19 protein-coding genes are annotated in these 20869 nt (G+C 72.7%); 7 read left to right on the top strand and 12 right to left on the bottom strand.

From position 1 onward, the window contains the following. Positions 1–2 precede the first annotated feature (2 nt). From ACZ7LE_RS12210 to ACZ7LE_RS12195, 4 genes are all read right to left on the bottom strand, one after another. Positions 3–1253 (bottom strand): thiolase family protein, encoded by a 1251-nt coding sequence (locus ACZ7LE_RS12210; protein ID WP_470403537.1) that lies wholly within the window; start codon positions 1251–1253, stop codon positions 3–5. 310 nt (positions 1254–1563) lie between these two features. Further along, the gene (locus ACZ7LE_RS12205) at positions 1564–2616 is read right to left on the bottom strand and encodes a lipid II:glycine glycyltransferase FemX (protein ID WP_470403536.1); all 1053 of its coding nucleotides are present in this window, start codon (positions 2614–2616) and stop codon (positions 1564–1566) included. Positions 2617–2649: 33 nt separating this feature from the next. After that, on the bottom strand, positions 2650–3915 hold the full coding sequence (locus tag ACZ7LE_RS12200) for an HRDC domain-containing protein (protein WP_470403535.1): 1266 nt from the start codon (positions 3913–3915) through the stop codon (positions 2650–2652). Next, entirely contained in the window at positions 3912–4580 is a 669-nt protein-coding gene (locus ACZ7LE_RS12195) for a DUF3000 domain-containing protein (RefSeq protein WP_470403534.1), read from the bottom strand. The genes ACZ7LE_RS12200 and ACZ7LE_RS12195 overlap by 4 nt, the downstream gene beginning before the upstream one ends. Before the next feature lie 167 nt (positions 4581–4747). Here ACZ7LE_RS12195 and gndA point away from each other — a divergent pair, with 167 nt between their 5' ends. From gndA to zapE, 6 genes are all read left to right on the top strand, one after another. Continuing rightward, on the top strand, positions 4748–6184 hold the full coding sequence (gene gndA, locus ACZ7LE_RS12190; RefSeq protein ID WP_470403533.1) for an NADP-dependent phosphogluconate dehydrogenase: 1437 nt from the start codon (positions 4748–4750) through the stop codon (positions 6182–6184). Then, positions 6181–7482, top strand: a complete 1302-nt coding sequence (locus ACZ7LE_RS12185; protein ID WP_470403532.1) for a carboxylate--amine ligase — start codon at positions 6181–6183, stop codon at positions 7480–7482. The genes gndA and ACZ7LE_RS12185 overlap by 4 nt, the downstream gene beginning before the upstream one ends. Before the next feature lie 197 nt (positions 7483–7679). Continuing rightward, a complete protein-coding gene (locus ACZ7LE_RS12180) occupies positions 7680–8135 on the top strand; it encodes a DUF805 domain-containing protein (protein WP_470403531.1) in 456 nt (151 codons plus the stop codon). Between the two features lie 5 nt (positions 8136–8140). Beyond that, positions 8141–8563, top strand: coding sequence for a DUF805 domain-containing protein (locus ACZ7LE_RS12175; protein ID WP_470403530.1), 423 nt, complete (start codon positions 8141–8143; stop codon positions 8561–8563). A gap of 15 nt (positions 8564–8578) precedes the next feature. Further along, complete coding sequence (locus ACZ7LE_RS12170) at positions 8579–9229, top strand: hypothetical protein (RefSeq protein WP_470403529.1); 651 nt, start codon at positions 8579–8581, stop codon at positions 9227–9229. 63 nt (positions 9230–9292) lie between these two features. Then, positions 9293–10354 (top strand): cell division protein ZapE, encoded by a 1062-nt coding sequence (gene zapE / locus ACZ7LE_RS12165; RefSeq protein WP_470403528.1) that lies wholly within the window; start codon positions 9293–9295, stop codon positions 10352–10354. A gap of 68 nt (positions 10355–10422) precedes the next feature. On the opposite strand, the gene ACZ7LE_RS12160 is transcribed toward zapE, so the two are convergent. From ACZ7LE_RS12160 to glgX, 3 genes are all read right to left on the bottom strand, one after another. Continuing rightward, the gene (locus ACZ7LE_RS12160; RefSeq protein ID WP_470403527.1) at positions 10423–11418 is read right to left on the bottom strand and encodes a PPK2 family polyphosphate kinase; all 996 of its coding nucleotides are present in this window, start codon (positions 11416–11418) and stop codon (positions 10423–10425) included. Between the two features lie 56 nt (positions 11419–11474). After that, positions 11475–13235 carry an alpha-amylase family protein gene (locus tag ACZ7LE_RS12155; RefSeq protein WP_470403526.1) on the bottom strand — a complete coding sequence of 587 codons (1761 nt, stop codon included), beginning with the start codon at positions 13233–13235 and terminating at the stop codon, positions 11475–11477. Positions 13236–13305: 70 nt separating this feature from the next. After that, positions 13306–15456, bottom strand: a complete 2151-nt coding sequence (gene glgX, locus ACZ7LE_RS12150) for a glycogen debranching protein GlgX (protein ID WP_470403525.1) — start codon at positions 15454–15456, stop codon at positions 13306–13308. 140 nt (positions 15457–15596) lie between these two features. On the opposite strand from glgX, the gene ACZ7LE_RS12145 reads away from it, so the two are divergent. Further along, positions 15597–15842, top strand: coding sequence for a hypothetical protein (locus tag ACZ7LE_RS12145; RefSeq protein WP_377230620.1), 246 nt, complete (start codon positions 15597–15599; stop codon positions 15840–15842). Between the two features lie 24 nt (positions 15843–15866). Here ACZ7LE_RS12145 and ACZ7LE_RS12140 read toward each other — a convergent pair whose 3' ends face one another. The 5 genes from ACZ7LE_RS12140 to ACZ7LE_RS12120 all read right to left on the bottom strand — a co-directional run bounded on the left by ACZ7LE_RS12140 (position 15867) and on the right by ACZ7LE_RS12120 (position 20794). Next, positions 15867–16124 (bottom strand): hypothetical protein, encoded by a 258-nt coding sequence (locus ACZ7LE_RS12140; RefSeq protein ID WP_470404546.1) that lies wholly within the window; start codon positions 16122–16124, stop codon positions 15867–15869. Positions 16125–16233: 109 nt separating this feature from the next. Next, a complete protein-coding gene (locus ACZ7LE_RS12135) occupies positions 16234–17397 on the bottom strand; it encodes a cystathionine gamma-synthase (protein ID WP_470403524.1) in 1164 nt (387 codons plus the stop codon). Positions 17398–17433: 36 nt separating this feature from the next. Further along, positions 17434–18801 (bottom strand): cystathionine beta-synthase, encoded by a 1368-nt coding sequence (locus tag ACZ7LE_RS12130; protein ID WP_470403523.1) that lies wholly within the window; start codon positions 18799–18801, stop codon positions 17434–17436. 125 nt (positions 18802–18926) lie between these two features. Further along, on the bottom strand, positions 18927–19250 hold the full coding sequence (locus ACZ7LE_RS12125) for a DUF2277 domain-containing protein (protein WP_253837102.1): 324 nt from the start codon (positions 19248–19250) through the stop codon (positions 18927–18929). An 86-nt stretch (positions 19251–19336) separates the two neighbouring features. Continuing rightward, positions 19337–20794, bottom strand: coding sequence for an MFS transporter (locus ACZ7LE_RS12120; protein ID WP_470403522.1), 1458 nt, complete (start codon positions 20792–20794; stop codon positions 19337–19339). Positions 20795–20869 lie beyond the last annotated feature (75 nt).

Here is a 20869-nt window from a genome sequence, read left to right as displayed (position 1 = left end):
GGTCAGTTCTCCTCGTCCGTGTGGCCGGAGTAGTCGGCGTGGTGCGGGTTCTCCCAGATGACGCTGCCGCCCTGGCCCAGGCCCACGCACATGGCGGTCAGGCCGTAGCGGACCTCGGGGTGCTGCTCGAACTGGCGGGCGAGCTGCGTCATGAGGCGCACGCCGGAGCTGGCCAGCGGGTGGCCCATGGCGATCGCGCCGCCGTAGGGGTTCACGCGCGGGTCGTCGTCGGCGATGCCGTAGTGGTCCAGGAAGGACAGCACCTGCACGGCGAACGCCTCGTTCAGCTCGAACAGGCCGATGTCGTCGATGGTCAGGCCGGCGGTCTTGAGCGCCTTCTCGGTCGACGGCACGGGGCCGTAGCCCATGATCTCCGGCGGCACGCCGGCGTACCCGTACGACACCAGGCGCATCTTCGCGGGCAGGCCCAGCTCGGCGGCGACGTCGCCCGAGGCGAGGATCGCGGCCGTGGCGCCGTCGGTCAGCGGGGACGACGTCGCGGGGGTGACGCGGCCGCCCGGGCGGAACGGCGTCTTGAGGCCCTGGATGGACTCGAAGGAGGTCTCCGGGCGGGGCAGCTCGTCGGCGGTGGCCAGGCCCCAGCCCAGCTCCGCGGAGCGGACGGCGACGGGGACCAGGTCCGGGTCGATGTTCCCGTTGGCCAGCGCCTTGGCGTACTTGGCCTGCGACTCGACGGCGAACCGGTCGGTGCGCTCCTTGGTGAGCTGCGGGAACTTGTCGTGCAGGTTCTCCGCGGTGACGCCCATGTTCAGGGACTGCGGGTCCACGAGCTTCTCGGCCACGAACCGGGGGTTGACGTCGGCGTCGAAGCCCATCGGGTGGCGGCCCATGTGCTCCACGCCGCCCGCGATCACGACGTCGGCGGCGCCCATCGCGATGCCCGCGGCCGTGGTCGTGGTGGCCGTCATGGCGCCGGCGCACATGCGGTCGATGGCGTAGCCCGGCACGGACTGGGGGAGGCCGGCCAGCATGCCCACGGTGCGGCCGAGGGTGAGCCCCTGGTCGCCCTGCTGCGTGGTGGCGGCGATCGCCACCTCGTCGATGCGCTCCGGGGGGAGCTCGGGGTGCCGCCGCAGCAGCTCGCGCACCACCTTGACGATCAGGTCGTCGGCACGCGTCTGCGCGTACATGCCGTCGGGCTTGGCCTTGCCGAACGGCGTCCGGGCGCCGTCGACGAAGACGACGTCGCGTACGGCGCGGCGGGCACGCGGTGTTTCCGGGGCTGCGGTCATCAGCAGAACTCCTGGGGGTTTTCGGGACGGCGGCGTCCATGAGCGACGCCGCTGGATCGAGATACACGCTACCGCGAGTACCGGTAAAAAGCACGCACGATCTGAGACCGGGTCCGGGCGTTTCTGAAACGCGGTCTCGCGCGGCGCGGCGGGGCGCGCGGCGGAGTGTGGCAGGGCGCGACAGGGCAAGGCCGAGCGGTCGGCAAAAGGTCAGGTGGTCGGCAGCCCGAGCTGCCGACCACCTGACCTTCTACCGATCATCCGACCTGGCGGCGGCACGCGCCGCCCGCCGCCCGCCGCGCGTCCCGCCTCAGTTGCCGCGGAGCTTGCGGACCACCTTCTTGGCCGTCGGCAGCGCGCTGTTCCAGGTGGTGTACCAGCGCGAGAACGACACGTCGATCGAGCCCACGAGCTCGTCCGTGTGCTTGGCGAAGCTCTTCTTGAAGTCGCTGATGCCGTCGTTGAGCAGGCCGTTCATGTCGTACCGCACCAGGCCCTGCTCGCGGGCGATCTCAACGGTGCGCCAATAGGTCGGCGCGGTGGCCGTCGCCTTGCGGCCGGCGTCGTTGCCGCCGCCGTACAGCAGGAACGAGGTGCTCGCGGAGTTGACGCACCACGCGAAGCACACCGGCACGTCGTCGATGTAGGTGGCCACCAGCACCGACTTGTCGCCGAGCTGCCGGTTGATGTCCAGGTAGTACTCGTCGGCGTGGATGGCGAACCCGGCGCGCTGCGCGGTCTCCTTGTACACGTCGAGCACCCGCAGCACCTCGGCGTCCTCGGTGACCCGGCGGATGTCCAGCCCGGCGCGCGAGCCCTTGCGGATCTCGTACCGCGTGGACTTGCGCATGTCCGCCAGCAGCTCGTCGGCCGGGCGGGTCAGGTCCAGGATCAGCGTGCTCGGGATGAGGATCTGGTTGGGCGCGTACCGCCGTCCGGCCAGGTCGAGCTGGGTGCCCGCGGGCCAGTCCGGCTCGATGGTGATACCGACGCCGCCCACGTTCTCGCGCGCCCACTCCACCACCGTGTTGGTCACGGCGTTGCGGGTCGCGGTGTCGCCCACGCCGAAGACCGCCTGGGCGGTCTCGCCGTCGTGGTGCGCGACGACGGGGCCGCGCGGCACGTAGGACAGCGCCCTGAACTGGGCCGGCAGCGGCCGCACGAGGAGCTGCGCGAGGCCGACGGTCGAGCCGTCCTCGGTGACGCGCAGCCGGTGCGCGCGCCAGCTCCCGGCCGCCTTGACCTCGCCCCAGCCCCACAGCTGGAGCGGGTGCCCGCCCAGGGCGAGCACCTCGCGGTCCCAGGTCGAAGGATCGGTGACGACGTCGACGGCGAGCGTGATGGGCTCCGACAGGGCTGGCATGGGGACGACTCTACTGGGGTCGGCGCGGGGCTTTCACACCGGTTCCTGCGCGGCCTGCGTGAACGCCCGCTCCAGACCCTCGGCCAGGAGCCCGACCTGCCACTCGCGGGCGCCGCGTCCGCGCAGGAACTCGGCGATCCCGGCGGCGTCCGCGGGCGTCGGCGGCGTCCAGCACAGCCGGCGCAGCGCGTCGGGCTGCAGCAGGTTCTCCACCGGGATGCTCAGCTCCTCGGACAGCGCGGCAACGAGCTCCCGGGCGAGGGTGAGGCGGCGTGCGGCGACGGCGTCGCGGTCGCCCCAGGTGCGCGGTGGCGGCGGGCCGTCGGAGCGCGGGCCCCGCACGGACGGCAGCTCGGCGTCGGGCAGGGCGCGGGCGTCGTCGATCGCCTTCTGCCAGTAGGCGGCCCGGCGCTTGGTGCCCTTGCCCGCGAACTCGGGCAGCAGCACGAGCTGGCCGGCCGTCCTCGGCATGGCCTTGGCCGCCGCGACGATCGCGCGGTCGGGCAGCACCCGGCCCGGCGAGATGTCGCGCGCCTGGGCGCTGGCGTCCCGGGCGGCCCACATCGCCCGCACGGCGGCGACCTGGCGTGGGTTGCGCAGCACGTGCATGCCGGAGGTGCGGCGCCACGGGTCGACGCGCGGCGTCGGCGGGGCGGCGGTGCGCACCGCCTCGAACTCCTGCGCGGCCCACTGCGTCTTGCCGGCCGCCGCCAGGCGCTCGGCGAGCCGGTCGCGCAGCTCGACCAGCACCTCGACGTCCAGGGCGGCGTAGCGCAGCCAGTCCTCCGGCAGCGGGCGGGTGGACCAGTCGACGGCGGAGTGCTCCTTCGCCAGCCCCAGGCCGAGCACCTCGGCCACGACGGCGGCCAGGCCCACGCGCTCCATGCCGAGCAGCCGCGCCGCGAGCTCGGTGTCGAAGACGCGGGCCGGGTGCAGGCCGTGCGCGGCGAGTCCCGGCAGGTCCTGGGAGGCGGCGTGCAGCACGAACTCGGCGTCGCCCACTGCCTCGCCCAGCGCGCCCAGGTCGGGCACGCCGACGGGATCGATCAGTGCCGTGCCCGCACCGGCACGCCGTACCTGGACCAGGTACGTCGCCTGCCCGTAGCGGTACCCGGAGGCACGCTCGGCGTCGGCTGCCACGGGACCCGAGCCAGCGGCGAACGCCTCGACGACGCGTGCGAACGCGCCCGGCGTCGCCACGACATCGGGCAGCCCGTCGGCGGGCTCGGTCAGGGGGGTGACGGGTGGCGGCACGGGCGTCGATGTCTCCGCAGGGACTCCTCGCTCCGTGGTGGTCATGGGCCTACCGTATGGCGTTGCCTGGATCGGTCGGTAAAACGCCTGGTGAGAGCCGCGACGCCCTCGGGCAGCGGCGGCACTCCCGCGGCCATGGTGAGCAGTGCGGCCCAGGCGCGCAGGTGCGTTCCCAGCCGGGTGTCGACGGGTGTCCACGACGCACGGATCTCCAGGTCGACGGCGTCGGGCGTGCCGTCCAGGGCGCCGTAGCTGTGCGACAGCACGCGGGTGACCGTGCCGCCGGCGGCCAGCGTGTCGGTGCCCGGGACCAGTCCCGCGGACTCCAGGCACTCGCCCACCCAGGACCAGGCGACGTCGGCCAGCATCGGGTCGGCCGCCATCTCGGGCTCCAGCGTGGCCCGCACCAGGGTCACCACGCGGAACGTACCGTGCCAGGCCTCCTGGCCCGCGGGGTCGTGCAGCACGACGAAACGGCCGGTCGCGAGCGGGTCGGTGTCGTGGTCGTGCTCGTCGGGCCGGTCCGGCTCGCGCCGGCCCGGCGGCGCGCCCGGCAGGACGTCGCCCGAGAGCGCCACGCTGAACGGCGCCACGCGGCGCGGGGCGGGGATCTCGGTGAGGCGTACCTCGGCGCGCAGGGCCGCGCCGCGCAGGTCAGCGAGGGCTGCTGCGAAGTCGACGGGAACACCGGTGGGCGGGCCGCTGGTCACCACTTCACCGTACGTCCGTGGCGGCGCCGCCACGGGGAGGCGCGCGGCTGACGCCGGATCGTGATCTGCGCGGTGGCGAAGCGGGCCAGGGCACTAGGCTGGCAAGCGGGTCGCGGCGCGCGCATCGCGGGCGCCGGCCCGTCTTCCACTGCAGAAGGAGCAAGAACGTGTCAGGCACAGCACAGATCGGCGTCACCGGGCTGGCGGTGATGGGTCGCAACCTCGCGCGGAACTTCGCACGTCACGGATACACGGTGGCGGTCCACAACCGTTCGTACGCGAAGACCGAGTCGCTGGTCGCGGAGCACGGTGACGACGGCAAGTTCGTCCCGAGCGAGTCCATGGCGGACTTCGTCGCGTCGCTCGAGCGGCCGCGCAAGGTGGTCATCATGGTCAAGGCCGGCGGTCCCACGGACGCCGTCATCGACGAGCTGGTGCCCCTCCTCGAGGAGGGCGACATCGTGGTCGACGCCGGCAACGCCCACTTCCCGGACACGATCCGGCGCGAGGCCGCCCTCAAGGAGCACGGCCTGCACTTCGTCGGCACCGGCGTCTCCGGCGGCGAGGAGGGCGCGCTGAACGGCCCGTCCATCATGCCGGGCGGCACGCGCGAGTCGTACAAGTCGCTCGGGCCCATCCTGGAGGACATCTCCGCGAAGGTGGACGGCACCCCGTGCTGCACCTACGTGGGCTCCGACGGCGCCGGGCACTTCGTCAAGATGGTGCACAACGGCATCGAGTACGCCGACATGCAGCTCATCGCGGAGGCCTACGACCTGCTGCGTCAGGGACTGGGTGCCTCGGCCGCGGAGATCGGGCAGATCTTCGCGCAGTGGAACACGGGCGACCTGGAGTCGTTCCTCATCGAGATCACCGCCGACGTGCTGCAGCACGTGGACGCGGACACGGGCAAGGCGTTCGTCGACATCGTGCTGGACCAGGCCGAGCAGAAGGGCACCGGCCGCTGGACGGTGCAGAACGGCCTGGACCTGGGTGTGCCCATCACCGGCATCGCCGAGGCCACGTTCGCCCGCGCACTGTCCGGCTCCGTGCCGCAGCGTGCGGCCGGTCTTGCCGCGCTGCCCGCCCACGCGCAGGCCTGGGAGGTCAAGGACCGGGACGCGTTCATCGAGGACGTCCGCCAGGCCCTGTACGCCTCCAAGGTCGTCGCCTACTCGCAGGGCTTCGACCAGATCGCGGCGGCCGCCGCCGAGTTCGGCTGGGACATCGACCGGGGCGCCATGGCCCGCATCTGGCGCGGCGGCTGCATCATCCGCGCCCGGTTCCTGAACCGCATCACCGAGGCCTACGAGCGCCAGGCGGACCTGCCGCTGCTGCTCGCCGACCCGTACTTCACCGACGCCGTCGCGAGCGGCCTGCCCGCCTGGCGGCGCGTCGTCGCCGGTGCGGCCCAGAACGGCGTGCCCACGCCCGCGTTCTCCTCGTCCCTGGCGTACTACGACGGCGTCCGCGCCGAGCGGCTCCCCGCCGCCCTGGTGCAGGCGCAGCGCGACTTCTTCGGTGCCCACACCTACAAGCGGGTCGACCGCGAGGGCACCTTCCACACGGAGTGGTCCGGCGACCGCACGGAGGCCGAGGCGTGAGGGGTTTCCCCGCTGAGCAGGGACCGGTAGGCGGCGGGGAGCAGACGGCTCCCGAGATGCTGGTGGTGGGGATCGGCGGCGACGTCGGGATGTACGCCCTGGTGCGTGCGTTCCACGAGCAGTACCGCACGCACGCCGTCGTGCTGTCCAAGGTGGCCACGCGCGCCATGCAGGACTCGGCGATCGCCGAGAACGTGGTGGTGCCCGGCCTGGACGACGTCGACGTGTTCCTCTCCACCCTGGAGGGCATCGCCCAGCAGCACCGGGACAAGACCCTGGTGCTGCTGACGAACGCCGACTGGCACGTGCGCACCGTCATCCTGAACCGGGAGCGGCTGGAGGCGGCGGGCTACGTGCTGCCGTACCCGTCGCTGCCGGTCCTGGAGCAGGTCAGCAGCAAGGAGGGCTTCGCACAGGTCTGCGACCAGCTCGGCATCCCGACGCCGCGCACCGTGCCGGTCGACGTCGCCAAGCTGGTGGCCGAGGGCGGCCGCGCCGCGGTGCCGGCGCTCGCGGTGGACCTGCAGTACCCCGTGGTCGGCAAGCCGTCCAACAGCGCCGAGTGGTACTACGTGGACTTCCCCGGCAAGGCGAAGATCCACCACATCGACTCCCGCGAGGAGCTCGACGTGATCCTGGGCCACCTGGCCGACGCCAACTACCCGGGCACGTTCCTGGTGCAGGAGTTCATCCCGGGCGACGAGACGCAGATGCGGTCCCTGACCGCGTACCGCGACACGTCGGGCGAGGTGACGCTCCTGGCCACGGGCCGGGTGCTGCTGGAGGAGCACACGCCGGGCACGCTCGGCATCCCGGCCGCGATCCTGGTCGAGGCGTACGACGACGCCATGGACGCGGCCACCAGGTTCCTCGACCTGACCGGCTACGTGGGATTCGCCAACTTCGACTACAAGCTCGACCCGCGCACGGGCAAGCACGTGTACTTCGAGGTGAACCCCCGCATCGGCCGGAACAACTACTACGTGACGGCGGGCGGGGCCAACGTCGCCCGGGTGCTGGTCGAGGACTGGGTGCTGCACCGGCCGATCCGCCCCGTGCGGGCGGTCCGCGAGGTGCTGTACACGGTGGTGCCCTTCGGCCTGCTGTCCAAGTACGTGCTCGACCCCGAGCTGAAGCACCGGCTCAAGGCGCTCAAGGCGAGCGGCGACGTGGTCAACCCGCTGAAGTACGACGGCGACTCCGGCCTCAAGCGCCGGCTCATCGTCGAGGCGATCACGCAGAACTACCGCCGCAAGTACGCGCAGTACTACCCGGAGCCCACCGCGACGGGCTACTGATCCCGGCGGTTCCGTCCGGCGTGTCAGACGCTCAGGCCCCTCCGAGGACCTGAGCGTCTGACACGTTCGGGGGTCTTTTCTCACCCATGGGTACTTCTGCCCGGATTTAAACCTTGCGCACTTATTGACTGATCGGGACACTGTGTGCGCACTTGCTGGAGATTTCCGGTAAGAACCGTGAGAGAGGCTTTTTCCTGATGTCGTTCATCGAGTCCATCCGGACCGTGCTGTCGAAGTACGCCACGTTCAGCGGCCGTGCCCGGCGCTCCGAGTTCTGGTGGTTCTACCTGGCCGTCGTGATCGTCGTGACGGTGCTCTACCTGGTCCTGATCGTGCCGGGCCTCACCGCGTACGGGACGGCCGTCATCGAGGCCGCCAACGCCGGCAGCACCACCGTGCCGGCCATGCCCGGCTCCCTGACGGTCGGCTACGTCGTCGTCGCGCTCGTCGGCCTGGCGGTGCTGCTGCCCACGCTCGCCGTGATCGTCCGCCGCCTGCACGACACCGGCAAGTCGGGCGCCCTGGCGTTCCTCCTGCTGATCCCGTTCGTCAACTTCATCCTGCTGATCGTCTGGGGCGCCTCCGCCGGCACCCCGGGCCCGAACCAGTTCGGCCCCGACCCCAAGGCCGTCGACCAGGCCGCCGCGGTCTGACCCACGTGTCGATCGTCGACTCCGTCCGGACCTGCCTGCGCAGGTACGCCGACTTCACCGGCCGCGCCCGGGCCTCCGAGTACTGGTTCTTCTACCTCGCGCTCGCGATCGTGAACGCCGTGATCTTCGTGGCGCTCCTGATCCCGGCCCTGGTCATGATGGACCCGGTCACGCAGGAGCCGGGGGTGCTCGGGTCGATCGGCTCGGCCCTCGTCGGGATCGTCGCGCTCGGTGCGTTCGTGCCGCTCCTCGCCGCGGGCGTGCGGCGCCTGCACGACACCGGGAAGTCCGGCTGGTTCTACCTGCTGTGCCTGGTCCCGCTCGTCGGCGGGATCATCGTCGTCGTGCTGCTCGCCCTGCCGGGTGAGCCCGGACCCAACCGGTTCGGGCCGGACCCGAGGGCCGTGCCGCAGCCGGTCGCGCTCTGACCTAGTCTGAGCCGTATGACCGGTCCCCGCCCCGTCCTCGTGGTCGGGGCCAGCGGCTACGTCGGCAGCCGGGTCGCCCAAGGCCTGGCTGCCGACGGGCGCGCGGTGCTCGCCGCGGCCCGCAGCCCGCTGCCCGACGCCGACGGCGTCCTCCCCGTCCGGTACGACACCCTCGCCGACCTGCCCGACGCCGTCCGCGCCGCCTGCGGCCGGGCCGGCGTCCCGCTGCCGGGGGCGGTCGTGGCGTCGATCGGCGGCTGGCACAAGGGCGCCGCCCTGCTGGACGACGACCCGGGGCGGTGGACCGCGACGCTGGCCTCCCACCTCACCGCCCACCTCGACGCGGCCCGCGCGCTCGTCCCGCTGCTGCAACCCGGCGACCCGTACGTCGTGCTCAACGGCTCCGCCTCCCGCGAGGCCATGGCCGGGTCCGGCGTGATCAGCGTGACCGGGGCCGGGCTCGCGATGCTGGTCCAGGTGCTGCGGCTGGAGGCGGAGCAGCGGCCGTCCGCTGCCGTGCGCTTCCATGAGCTCGTCATCGACCACGCCGTCGCGGGCGACGACCGCAACGAGGACCCGGCCCAGACGCGGACCCCGGCCCAGGTGGTCCACGCCCTCGGCGAGGTGCTCGACCAGCCCGGCGCGCCCGCCGTCGTGCACGTGTGACCGCGTGTGACGTTGCTCTCGTGGCACGCCCGGTGACCTGAGCCGCCGGTAATCTTCTGCTTCGTGACAGCCCCCGCCACCGAGACCCAGACCGCCCGGGCCACCCAGGCCCTCAGCGCCGTCCGGCCGCAGGTCCCCGTCGACCGGCTCGTCACCGACCTCGTACCGCCCCGGCACTTCGCCGCCGCGCGGTTCGCGACCTACCGCGCCAACCCGGCGCACCCCAGCCAGGGACGCGCCCTGGCCCGCCTGACGGAGATCGCGCAGGAGATCACGGCCCCGCGGCGCGGCCTGTTCGCGCGCCGCCGCCCGGCCCCGGCGGTGTACCTCGACGGCGGCTTCGGCGTCGGCAAGACGCACCTGCTCACCTCGCTGGCCCACGCCGTGGGCGAGGCCCTCGGGTCGGGTGCTGCCGCGTACGGCACGTTCGTCGAGTACACCAACCTCGTGGGGGCCCTCGGGTTCCTCCCGACCGTCGAGGCGCTGGCCGCGAAGAAGCTGGTCTGCATCGACGAGTTCGAGCTGGACGACGCGGGCGACACGACCCTCATGTCGCGCCTCATGCGCGAGCTGGCCGACCGCGGCGTGGCGCTGGCCGCGACGTCCAACACGCTGCCCGGCGCGCTCGGCGAGGGCCGGTTCGCCGCCCAGGACTTCGCGCGGGAGATCAAGGCGCTGTCCGACCGCTTCGAGACGCTGCGGGTCGACGGCGAGGACTACCGCCACCGCGACGTCGTCACCGACCCCGAGCCGCTGACCGTCGAGGAGGTGACGGCGGCCGCCGACCGCCCGGGCGCCACGCTCGACGCGTTCGACGACCTGCTGGAGCACCTCGCGACCGTGCACCCCAGCCGCTACGGCGCGCTGCTCGACGGCGTCTCGGTGGTCGCCCTCACGGGCGTGCACCCGGTGACGGCGCAGGCCGTCGCCCTGCGCCTCGTGGTGCTCGTGGACCGGCTCTACGACCGTGACGTGCCCGTGCTGCTGGCCGGCGCGGGGGACACCCGCGGCCTGTTCACCGACGAGATGCTCGCCGGCGGGTACCGCAAGAAGTACTACCGGGCGCTGTCCCGGCTGGGCGCGCTGGCCGAGGAGGGGCGCAGGCTCGTCCCGAGCCCGAACTGAGCCGGGTCTCGACAAGCTCGACCAGCGGGGGTGGGCTCGACCAGCGGGGACGGGCACGACCAGTGGCGTCACGTCGCCGCGAGCCGCGCCTTCTCCGCCGTCACGTCGAAGTCGGCGGGCGGCCAGCCCAGGTCCAGCGACCGCAGGGCGTCGGTCAGCAGCTCGGTGACGGCCAGGCGGGCGTACCACTTCCGGTCGGCCGGCACCACGTACCAGGGCGCCTCCTTCGTGGAGGTGCGGTCCAGCATCTCCTGGTAGGCCGCCAGGTACTGCGGGAGCTTGAGCCGCACGTCGATGTCGCTCGGGTTGTACTTCCAGTGCTTGTCCGGCCGGTCCAGCCGCTTGGCCAGACGCTTCTTCTGCTCGTCGGGCGACACGACGAGCGTCACCTTCACGATCGCGGTGCCCGACGCCGCGACCTCGGCCTCGAACGCGTTCAGCTCGGCGAAGTGCTTGCGCCAGACCCGGACCGGCTCCAGCCGGTCCACCCGGACCACCAGGACCTGCTCGTGGTGCGACCGGTCGAAGACCCCGAGGTAGCCGGGGCGGGGCAGGGCGTTGCGGATGCGCCACAGGTAGTCGTGCTGCTGCTCCTCCGGCGTCGGCACGCCGAACCCGCGGTGCATCACGCCCTGCGGGTCCACCATGCCCACCACGTGCCGCACGATGCCGCCCTTGCCCGAGGTGTCCAGGCCCTGCAGCACGAGCAGCACGGACCGGTCACCGCCGGTGCGGCCGTGCGCGAAGAGGCGCTCCTGCAGGTCGGCGAGCTCCTCGCCGCGGGTGGCCATGAGCTTCTCGCCGTCGGCCCGGTCGCCCGCCCAGCCGGGCGTGCCGGCCTGGTCCAGGGCGCTCAGGTCGGTGCCGCGCACCCAGCGCAGGACGTCGGCCGCCGGCGTCTCCCACCGGTCGCCCGGCTCCCGGGGCGGCGCGGACTCCCCAGCGTCCTTCCCGGCGGCCTTGCCGCCGCCCTTGCCGCCGCCCTTGCCCGCGCTCTTGCCCGGGGCCTTGCCCGCGCTCTTCCCCGCGTGCTTTCCGGTCGACCTGCCCGGCTTCTTCGCCATCGGACGCCTCCTTCGCGCGACCGGTCGGTGCCGGTCCCCGAACCCAGGTTCCCAGGTCAGGTGTCCGCGCGCAGCACGGCCGTCATCCGGGGCGGGACGGTGAGGGTGTCGCCCACCAGGCGGGTCGCCCCCGGTTCCCACGCGGCGGCCAGCCGGAACGCGCCGGGCAGCGGGGCCCGGCTGGCGCCCTCGGCGGGCCGCAGGAGGCTCCCGAGCCGCAGCGCGGCCAGGCCGTGTCCCGTGTTGAGCACGAACGCCAGGCTGCCGCGCAGCACCGCGACGACCGAGCGGTCGGCGGTGGTCCGGATCTCCAGGGGGAGGTCCAGCTCGTCGGTGATCGCGAGGCGGATCGCGATGAGGTCGTGCGCCCAGCTCATGAGCCGCTGCTCGTTGGCGTTGCGCGGCACCACGGGCACGTGCACCGTGTCGAGCACCAGCGGGTTGCCCGCGAGGATCACGGTGGCCAGCACGCTGGCCCGGATGTCGACGTCGTCCACCCCGAGCAGCGCCGTCGCGGGGCTCTCCTCGCCGGCCCACGGCACCGTGAGCTGCGCCGCGGGCAGCCGGGTGATGTCCTCCACCACGCTGGCACCGGACCGGACCCGGCTGCGCCGTCCGCCGTTCTGGCGGGTGGCGCGGCGCACCGACGGGTGCACCAGGTCGGCGAGCATCTGCAGCGCCTGGATGTCCTCGGTCTTGCCCGGCCCGGACAGGATGCGCAGCAGGATCGTGGTGAGCCGGTCGCTCCGGCCCGGACCGTCCACGAGCAGGCTGAACCGGCGCTCGAGCTGCTCGCCCAGGCCGACGACGTAGTCGGCCAGCTCGCCGAGGAAGGGCGTGGGGGAGCGGTCCACGAGCGCGTCCACGTCGAGCACCAGGCCGTCCACGTGGTACTCGCGCAGCCAGTGCCGCGCGTCGTCCACGAGGAAGTCCCGGGGGCCGCGGCTGCCGCTGCCGTCGAGGTTGATGCGGTCGCCCACGTAGTCGGTCCGCACGGTCGGCGACGACGGCACCTTGCCCGCCCGCGTGCCGATCGTGGGCACCTGGCCGGTGCGGAGCTGGATGGGGCCGGTCCGCGGCCGGTCCAGGGGTACCTGGCCGGTCCGGGGGCGCATGGCCTGCAGGGCGTACTCGCCCGCGTCGCCGAGCTCGGTCCGGGCCACGCGCGGGCGGCCGCCGCCGCCCGTCAGGTAGGGGCCGTAGGCCTCCAGACCGAGCTCGTCGGCCACGGCCCAGCGGTACGGGATGTCGAGCACGACGGCGAGCCCGGCGGAGTGGGCGGCGTCGACGAAGCGCTGCAGCGCCCGCGGGCCGCCGTACGGCTCGTGCACCGAGTACAGGCGCACGCCGCGGGCGGGGCCGAGGGCCGGGTCGAAGGCCGCGACCGGCGCGAGCTCGACGCCGTGCACGCCGAGGCCGGCGATCGTGGGCAGCAGCTCGGCTGCGGCGTCCAGGGTACCCGCGGGGGTGAAGGTCTCGATGTCGACGTGCATGAGCACGCTCGTGGAGAGGTCCGGCGGGGACCACGTGCCGTCGGTCCACTCGAAGGCCGGGTCGAAGACGCGGGTGGGCCCGTGGATGCCCTGCGGCAGCCACACGCTGCGCGGGTCGGGCAGCAGGGGGCCGCCGTCCACGGAGTAGCCGTAGTCGGTGCCGTGCCCGAGCACGCTGTCGGCGCCCCAGTACCCGGGCTCGCCGGCGCCCACGAGGCGCAGCGGCATGTGCTCGGGCTCCTCGTACGGGTCGTACGGCACGAGCACCTCGATGATGCGGGCGCGCGGGGCCCACACCACGGGTCTGGGCCCGGGAACGGGCATGTCAGGGCCCGGGCGGGGCGGTGGTGTGCTGCCTCCGGTTCCACTCCTCGGTCCGGTCACGGCCGACAGCCTAGCCCGGTGTTCCGGATGGGCGAGTCAGTACGACCACGCTGCGACCCGTCACGGACAGACCGGTGCCCGCCTGGAGCGTCGTCCCCGGCTCGGCGCTGCCGTCGGTGTCCAGGACCACGGTCCACGACGCGCCGTAGCCGGCGGGCGGCAACGTGAAGTCCAGCGCCTCGAAATGGGCGTTGAGCAGCAGCAGGAAGGAGTCGTCGACCACCGCCTCGCCGCGGCGCCCCGTCTCCGTGATCGCGTCGCCGTTGAGGAAGACGGCGACGGTCCGGGCGTAGGCCTGCTGCCAGTCCGTGTCGTCCATCCGGGCGCCCGTCAGGTCGAGCCACTCGACGTCCGCCGGCCCGCCGGCGGCGTTCGGCGAGACCTTCCCGTCGAAGAACCGGCGGCGGTGCAGGATCGGGTGGTCGCGGCGCAGCCGGACGGCCTGCCGGGCGAAGTCCAGGAGGGCCGCGTGCTCGGCGTCCAGGCCGTCGGGGCCGCCCCAGTCCACCCACGTGAGCTCGTTGTCCTGGCAGTAGGCGTTGTTGTTGCCCTGCTGGGTGCGGCCGAGCTCGTCGCCGTGCGCGATCATCGGCACACCCTGGCTCAGCATCAGCGTCACGAGCAGGTTGCGGCGCTGCCGGGCGCGCAGCTCCTTGATCTCGGGGTCGTCCGTGGGCCCCTCGGCGCCGCAGTTCCAGGACCGGTTGTGGTTCTCGCCGTCCTGGTTGTCCTCGCGGTTGGCCTCGTTGTGCTTCTCGTTGTACGCCGTGAGGTCGGCGAGCGTGAAGCCGTCGTGCGCGGTGACGAAGTTGATGGACGCGCTCGGCAGCCGGCCGCTGTGCTCGTACAGGTCGCTGGACCCGGTCAGGCGGGAGGCGAACTCCGGCAGGGTGGCCGGCTCGCCGCGCCAGAAGTCGCGCACCGTGTCGCGGTACCGACCGTTCCACTCGGTCCACAGCGGCGGGAACCCGCCCACCTGGTAGCCGCCGTCGCCCAGGTCCCACGGCTCGGCGATCAGCTTGACCTGGGAGATCACCGGGTCCTGGTGCACGATGTCGAAGAAGGCGCTCAGCCGGTCGACCTCGTGGAACTGGCGGGCGAGCGTGGCCGCCAGGTCGAAGCGGAACCCGTCGACGTGCATCTCCTCCACCCAGTACCGCAGCGAGTCCATGATGAGCTGCAGCACGGCGGGGGAGCGCATGAGCAGCGAGTTGCCGGTGCCCGTCGTGTCGAAGTAGTGCGCGTCGTCGCCGTCGACCAGGCGGTAGTAGGCGGCGTTGTCGATGCCGCGGAAGCCCAGGGTGGGGCCCAGGTGGTTGCCCTCGGCGGTGTGGTTGTAGACGACGTCGAGCAGCACCTCGATGCCCGCCTCGTGCATCGCCTTGACCATGGCCTTGAACTCCATGACCTGCTGGCCGCGGCTGCCGTAGCCGGCGTACCCGTTGTGCGGGGCGAAGAACCCGATCGTGTTGTAGCCCCAGTAGTTCGTCAGGCCCTTGGCGGCCAGCGACGGGTCGGTGACGAACTGGTGCACGGGCATGAGCTCGATCGCGGTGACGCCCAGGTCGCGCAGGTGCTCGATCACCGCGGGGTGGGCCAGCCCGGCGTAGGTGCCGCGCAGCTCGTCGGGCACGTCGGGGTGGCGCATCGTCAGGCCCTTGACGTGCGCCTCGTAGATCACCGTCTCGTGGTACGGCGTGGCCGGCGGGCGGTCGTGGCCCCAGTCGAAGAACGGGTTGACCACCACGGAGACCATCGTGTGGCCCAGGGAGTCGGCGGCGTCCGGCGTCGTGCCCGTGGTGGCCTGCTCCACGTCCGCGAAGGGGTACGAGAACAGGGACGGGTCGCCGTCCAGGTCGCCGTCCACGGCCTTGGCGTACGGGTCCAGCAGGAGCTTGGCCGGGTTGCAGCGGTGGCCCGACGCCGGGTCGTACGGCCCGTGCACCCGGTACCCGTAGCGCGTCCCGGGCCCGACGCCGGGCAGGTACACGTGCCACACGTGCGCGTCCGTCTCGGTGACCTCGACGCGCGTCTCGGTGTCGTCGTCCGCCAGGAGGCACAGCTCCACCCGTTGTGCGACGGAGGAGTAGAGCGCGAAGTTCGTCCCCGTACCGTCGAACGTCGCCCCGAGGGGGTAGGGGCGGCCCGGCCACGTCTGCATCGGACGATCATCACACCCCGCGGGGGGACGTGGGGGGAGATCTCGTGGTGGGCGTGCCGTGGTCGTGGAGGCTTGGCGTGGATTCGAAATACTGTGCCAAGCGGATGCGGCGAACCCCCAGTTCCTGCGAGAATGGGACCATGATCACGGGGGAACCCCAGCCCACCAGTGACTCGGCCGATTCGGTCCCGACCGACCTCATCGACGAGTCGAACGCCTCTTACGCCCACATCGCGCCGCCGGTCGCCCGCCGCGTCGCCACCCGTCGTGGCCTGCTCGGCGGCGGTGACGTCTCCAAGGCCCCGCGCAACCTCGCCGGCTGCGAGCTCGACCCGATCTCGGGCTCGTCCAGCGGCGTGTCCTGGGACGACCCCGACGAGCTCTGACGGCCCTCGTGAGGGGGCGCGGCGTCAGCGGGGCAGCCGCGCCGGGTCCACCGGGATGAGCCGCGGCATGCCCGCGGGCGCCACCTCGCTCAGCGCCAGGTAGCGCGCCTCCGCGCGGTGCAGCCGGATGTGCTCGTCGAGCGACCACTGCGGCCCGTTGGTCAGCGTCATGCCGCAGGCGCAGTCGATCTCCTCGCGGTCGCCCGGCAGGTGCCGCACCTGTCCCACGGTGGTGTGGGAGGCGCGGGCGTCCGCCTTGGCGCGGTGCATCGCAGCGCTCACGGGAGCATGTTCGGTCACGCCCCCACCCTAAGCGCCGCTGAGTGCTGGGTATCTGCGGTCCGGAAGGCCTGGGGACCGCACATACCCAGCACTCAGCGAAGGGGGTGGGTCAGATGCGGTCCAGGGCCTGCAGGACGTCGTCCAGGAGGTCCGTCACGTCCTCCAGGCCGACCGACAGACGGACGATCGACGGCGAGACCTCGGCCTCCGTGCCGCGCACCGACGCGTGGGTCATCTCGCTCGGGTAGTTGACCAGCGACTCCACGCCGCCGAGCGACTCGGCCAGCAGGAACACCTCGGTCGACTCGGCGAACGTGCGCGCGGCCTGCTCCCCGCCCGCGAGGTCCAGCGAGATCATGCCGCCGAACCGCGTCATCTGGTGGGCGGCGATCTTGTGGCCCGGGTGGTCCGGCAGCCCCGGGTACAGCACGCGGGCGACGGCGGGGTGGTGCACCAGGCGCTCGGCGAGCGTCTGCGCCGTCTCGGAGTGCCGCTGCATGCGCACCGACAGCGTCTTGATGCCGCGCGTGGTGAGGAACGCGTCGAACGGGCTGGAGACGGCGCCCGCGGCGAACTGCACGTAGCGCACCTGCTCCGCGAGCTCGTCGGCCCCCGCCCCCACGACGACGGCGCCGCCCACGACGTCGGAGTGCCCGCCGAGGTACTTGGTCGTGGAGTGCACCACGACGTCGGCGCCCAGGTCGAGGGGCCGCTGCAGGGCGGGGGAGGCGAACGTGTTGTCGACCACCAGCAGCAGGCCGTGCTCGTGCGCGAGCTCGGCCAGCGCGGGGATGTCGCTGATCTTCATCAGCGGGTTCGACGGCGTCTCCACCCACAGCACCTTGGACTCCGGCCGCACGGCGGCGCGCACGGCGTCGAGGTCGGCAGTGTCCACGGTCGTGTGCGCGACGCCCGCCTTGCCGTGCACGGTGCGGATCAGGCGGTGCGTGCCGCCGTACACGTCGTTCGGCACGAGCACGTGGTCCCCGGGGGCGACCACGGCGCGCAGGAGGGCGTCCTCGGCGGCCAGGCCGGAGGCGAACGAGATGCCGTGCGCGCCGCCCTCGATCGCGGCGAGCTGCTCCTGAAGGGCCGTGCGGGTGGGGTTGCCGCCGCGCGAGTACTCGTACCCGCCGCGCAGCCCGCCGATGCCGTCCTGGGCGTAGGTGGAGGTGACGTGGATCGCGGGGATCGCGTCGCCGGTGGTCGGGTCGGTGTGCTGTCCCGCGTGGATGGCGAGCGTGTCGAAACGGCTCGGTCGGGCGTCGGTCATGGCAGGTCAGGTCTCTCTTCGAAGGGTGTGTGCGGGTCAGACCGCGAGGTAGTCGAGCAGGTCGGAGCGGGAGACCACGCCGAGGGCCTTGCCGCCGTCGGTCACGAGCAGTGCGGTCTCGTCGGCCAGGGCCGCGCGCAGCGTCCCGACCGGCTCGTTGACGCCGATGAGCTGCAGGGGCCGGCCGATCAGGCCACCCACCTCGTCCGACAGGTTCGCCTTGCCGGCGAACACCCCGTCGAGCAGCTCGTCCTCGTGCACGGCGCCGGCGATCTCGCCGAGCACCACGGGCGGTTCCGCGGTCAGCACGAGCAGCTGGGAGACGCCGGACCGGGTCATCCGGTCGATCGCCTCCCGCACCGTGTCGGTCTGGTGCACGTAGAGCAGGGGCGGGGTGCGGTCGGCCTTGGCGGCCAGCACGTCCGCGACGGTGTGGTCCTCGATGGCGGGCGCGAAGCCGTAGGACCGCATCCAGGTGTCGTTGAAGATCTTGCCGAGGTAGCCGCGGCCGCCGTCGGGCAGCAGGACCACCACGACGTCGTCGGCGCTCAGGTCGCGCGCGGCCTTGAGGGCGGCGACCACGGCCATGCCGCTGGAGCCGCCCACGAGGATGCCCTCCTCGCGGGCGAGGCGCCGGGTCATCGCGAACGACTCGGCGTCGCTCACCGCGATGATCTCGTGCGGCACGCTCGGGTCGTAGGCGGTGGGCCAGAAGTCCTCGCCCACGCCCTCGACCAGGTAGGGCCGGCCGGTGCCGCCCGAGTAGACCGACCCCTCGGGGTCGGCGCCGACGATGCGCACCGTGTCGCCCGAGACCTCGCGGAGGTAGCGGCCGGTGCCGGTGATGGTGCCGCCCGTGCCGACGCCGGCGACGAAGTGCGTGACGCGGCCGTCGGTGTCCCGCCAGATCTCCGGGCCGGTGGTCTCGTAGTGCGACCGGGGGCCGTTCGGGTTGGAGTACTGGTCGGGCTTGAAGGCGCCGGGGATCTCGCGGACCAGCCGGTCGCTCACCGAGTAGTACGACTCGGGGCTGTCGGGCGCCACCGCCGTCGGCGTGACGACGACCTCGGCGCCGTAGGCGGTCAGCACGTTGCGCTTGTCCTCGCCCACCTTGTCGGGCAGCACGAAGACGCAGCGGTAGCCGCGCTGCTGCGCCACCAGGGCCAGGCCCACACCCGTGTTGCCCGACGTGGGCTCCACGATGGTGCCGCCCGGCAGCAGCTTGCCCTCGCGCTCGGCGGCGTCGATGATCCGGCCCGCGATGCGGTCCTTCGAGGAGCCGCCGGGGTTGAGGTACTCGAGCTTGACGAGCACGGTCGCGCTGGTCACGCCCTCGGTCACGTGGCTGAGCCGGACCAGGGGGGTGTTGCCGACAAGGTCAACGACAGAATTGACGTACTGCACCTGTTTCTCTTCCTGTTCTGCGCGTGCGACGGCGCGCGCGGGGGACTGACGGACCGGGGTGGGGTGTCAGTGACAGCAACAGGAGAGGTGTGCGAGCACGTCGCAACTGTAGCGGGGCGGGCCGCTCAGTGCGAGTGCGCGATGCCCAGCTCGTGCATCCGCTCATGCTCCTCACGGTCCTTGATGCGCTGCGCGATGCGCGCCTGGACCTCCGCGCGGCGCAGCGGCGGCACGGTCTTGGGTGGCTGACGACGTTCGGGCAGCTCGTCGAGCAGGCGCGTGACGATGTCCGCGATCTCCGCCGTGGCGCGCTCCACCGGGTCGCGGGTGGCGTCGCTCACCTTGGTCACGCCCGTGACCTTGCGCACGAACTGCAGCGCGGCGGCGGTGATCTCCTCGTCGGTGGCGGCCGGTTCGAGGCCGCGCAGCGTGGTGATGTTTCGGCACATGCTTAGACCGTACGCCGGACGGCGCCCCCGGGGGAGGGGGCGCCGTCCGGCCCGCGACCGGAACGGCCGAGGCGAGGACCTGCGGGTCAGTGCCCGCCGGAGGTCTCGCGCAGCCCCTTGGCCGGGACCGTGGCGGCGATGGCCGCGGCCACCACCGCCATGCCGCAGCCGAGCAGCAGGGCTACGCGGAAGCCGCCCTCGGTGGGCAGCGTGTGCTCGCCGAACGTGGTGCTCATCCGGGCCAGCACCACGCCGATCACGGCGGCCGACACCGAGGTGCCGATCGAGCGCATCAGGGCGTTGAAGCCGTTCGCCGCCGCCTTCTCGGAGGCGGGCACGGAGCCGAGGATGATCGCGGGCAGCGCGCCGTAGGCGAAGCCGACGCCCGCCGCCGCGACGAACGCCGTGACCGACAGGCCCACGAGCGTGTCCATGAACAGCGTGGACAGGCCGTAGCCGAGCGCCATGACCAGGGCCCCCAGGACGAGCGTCGTCTTGGGCCCGCGGGCCCGGGTGATGCTGGCGCCCACCGGCGACATGAGGGTCATCGCGATGCCCGACGGCGCCATCCACAGGCCCATCTGCAGCATCGACTGGCCCAGCCCGAAGCCGGTCGCGGCCGGCGCCTGCATGAGCTGCGGCAGGATCAGGGACTGCGCGTACATCGCGAACCCGATCATGATCGAGGCCACGTTGGTGAGCAGCACGGCGGGGCGTGCGGTGGTGCGCAGGTCGACCAGGGCGTCGCGCGTGCGCAGCTCCCACCAGCCCCAGGCCAGGAGCACCACCACGGAGCCGGCGAACAGACCGAGCACCAGCGGGCTCGCCCAGCCCCACTCGGCGCCCTTGGAGACGGCCAGCAGCAGGGCCACCAGGCCCGCGGCCAGGCCCAGCACGCCCACGTAGTCGAACGGGGCGCGCACCTTCGCCTCGGTCGCCGGGGCGGGGATCGCCCGCCAGACGACGACGCCGACCACGACGGCGCAGACGGCGATGAGCCAGAACAGGATGCGCCAGCTCGCGAACTCGGCGACGGCGGCGGCGAACGGCAGGCCGAGCGCGCCGCCGATGCCGAGCGACGAGCTCATCAGGGAGATGGCGCCGGCGGTGCGCTCCTTGGGCAGCAGGTCGTGCAGCATGCTGATGCCGAGCGGGATGAACCCGGTGGCCAGGCCCTGCAGGCCGCGGCCGGTGACCATGACCGGCACCGTGGTGGCCACGGCGCAGATCGCGGACCCGAGGGCCAGCGGGATCAGCGAGACCAGGATCATCTTCTTCTTGCCGTACAGGTCGCCCAGCCGCCCGGAGACCGGCGTGCAGATGGCGCCGACGAGCAGCGTGACCGTGATGATCCAGGACGTGTCCGACGCCGGGGCGTCGAAGATGGTGGGCAGCGTCGCGACGATCGGGACCACGAGGGTCTGGGTCATCGCGACCACGATGCCGCCGATCGCCAGGATGGCGACGATGCGGTTCGGGTGGATCGCCGGGGCGGTGGTCCCGGCTTCGGGCGGTGGTGCGGGGCGGGACGCGGTGGTCGTCACGAGTCTCCTCGAAAGATTGCTGTGCATCATGCACATTGGGGTTCGGCCTCAGGATGCCATATCTTGTGCATGATG

The sequence above is a fragment of the Promicromonospora sp. NPDC110617 genome (genome assembly GCF_055598465.1).
The sequence above is the reverse complement of the archived record's forward strand: the minus strand, read 5'-3'. Positions and strand labels throughout refer to the sequence as shown.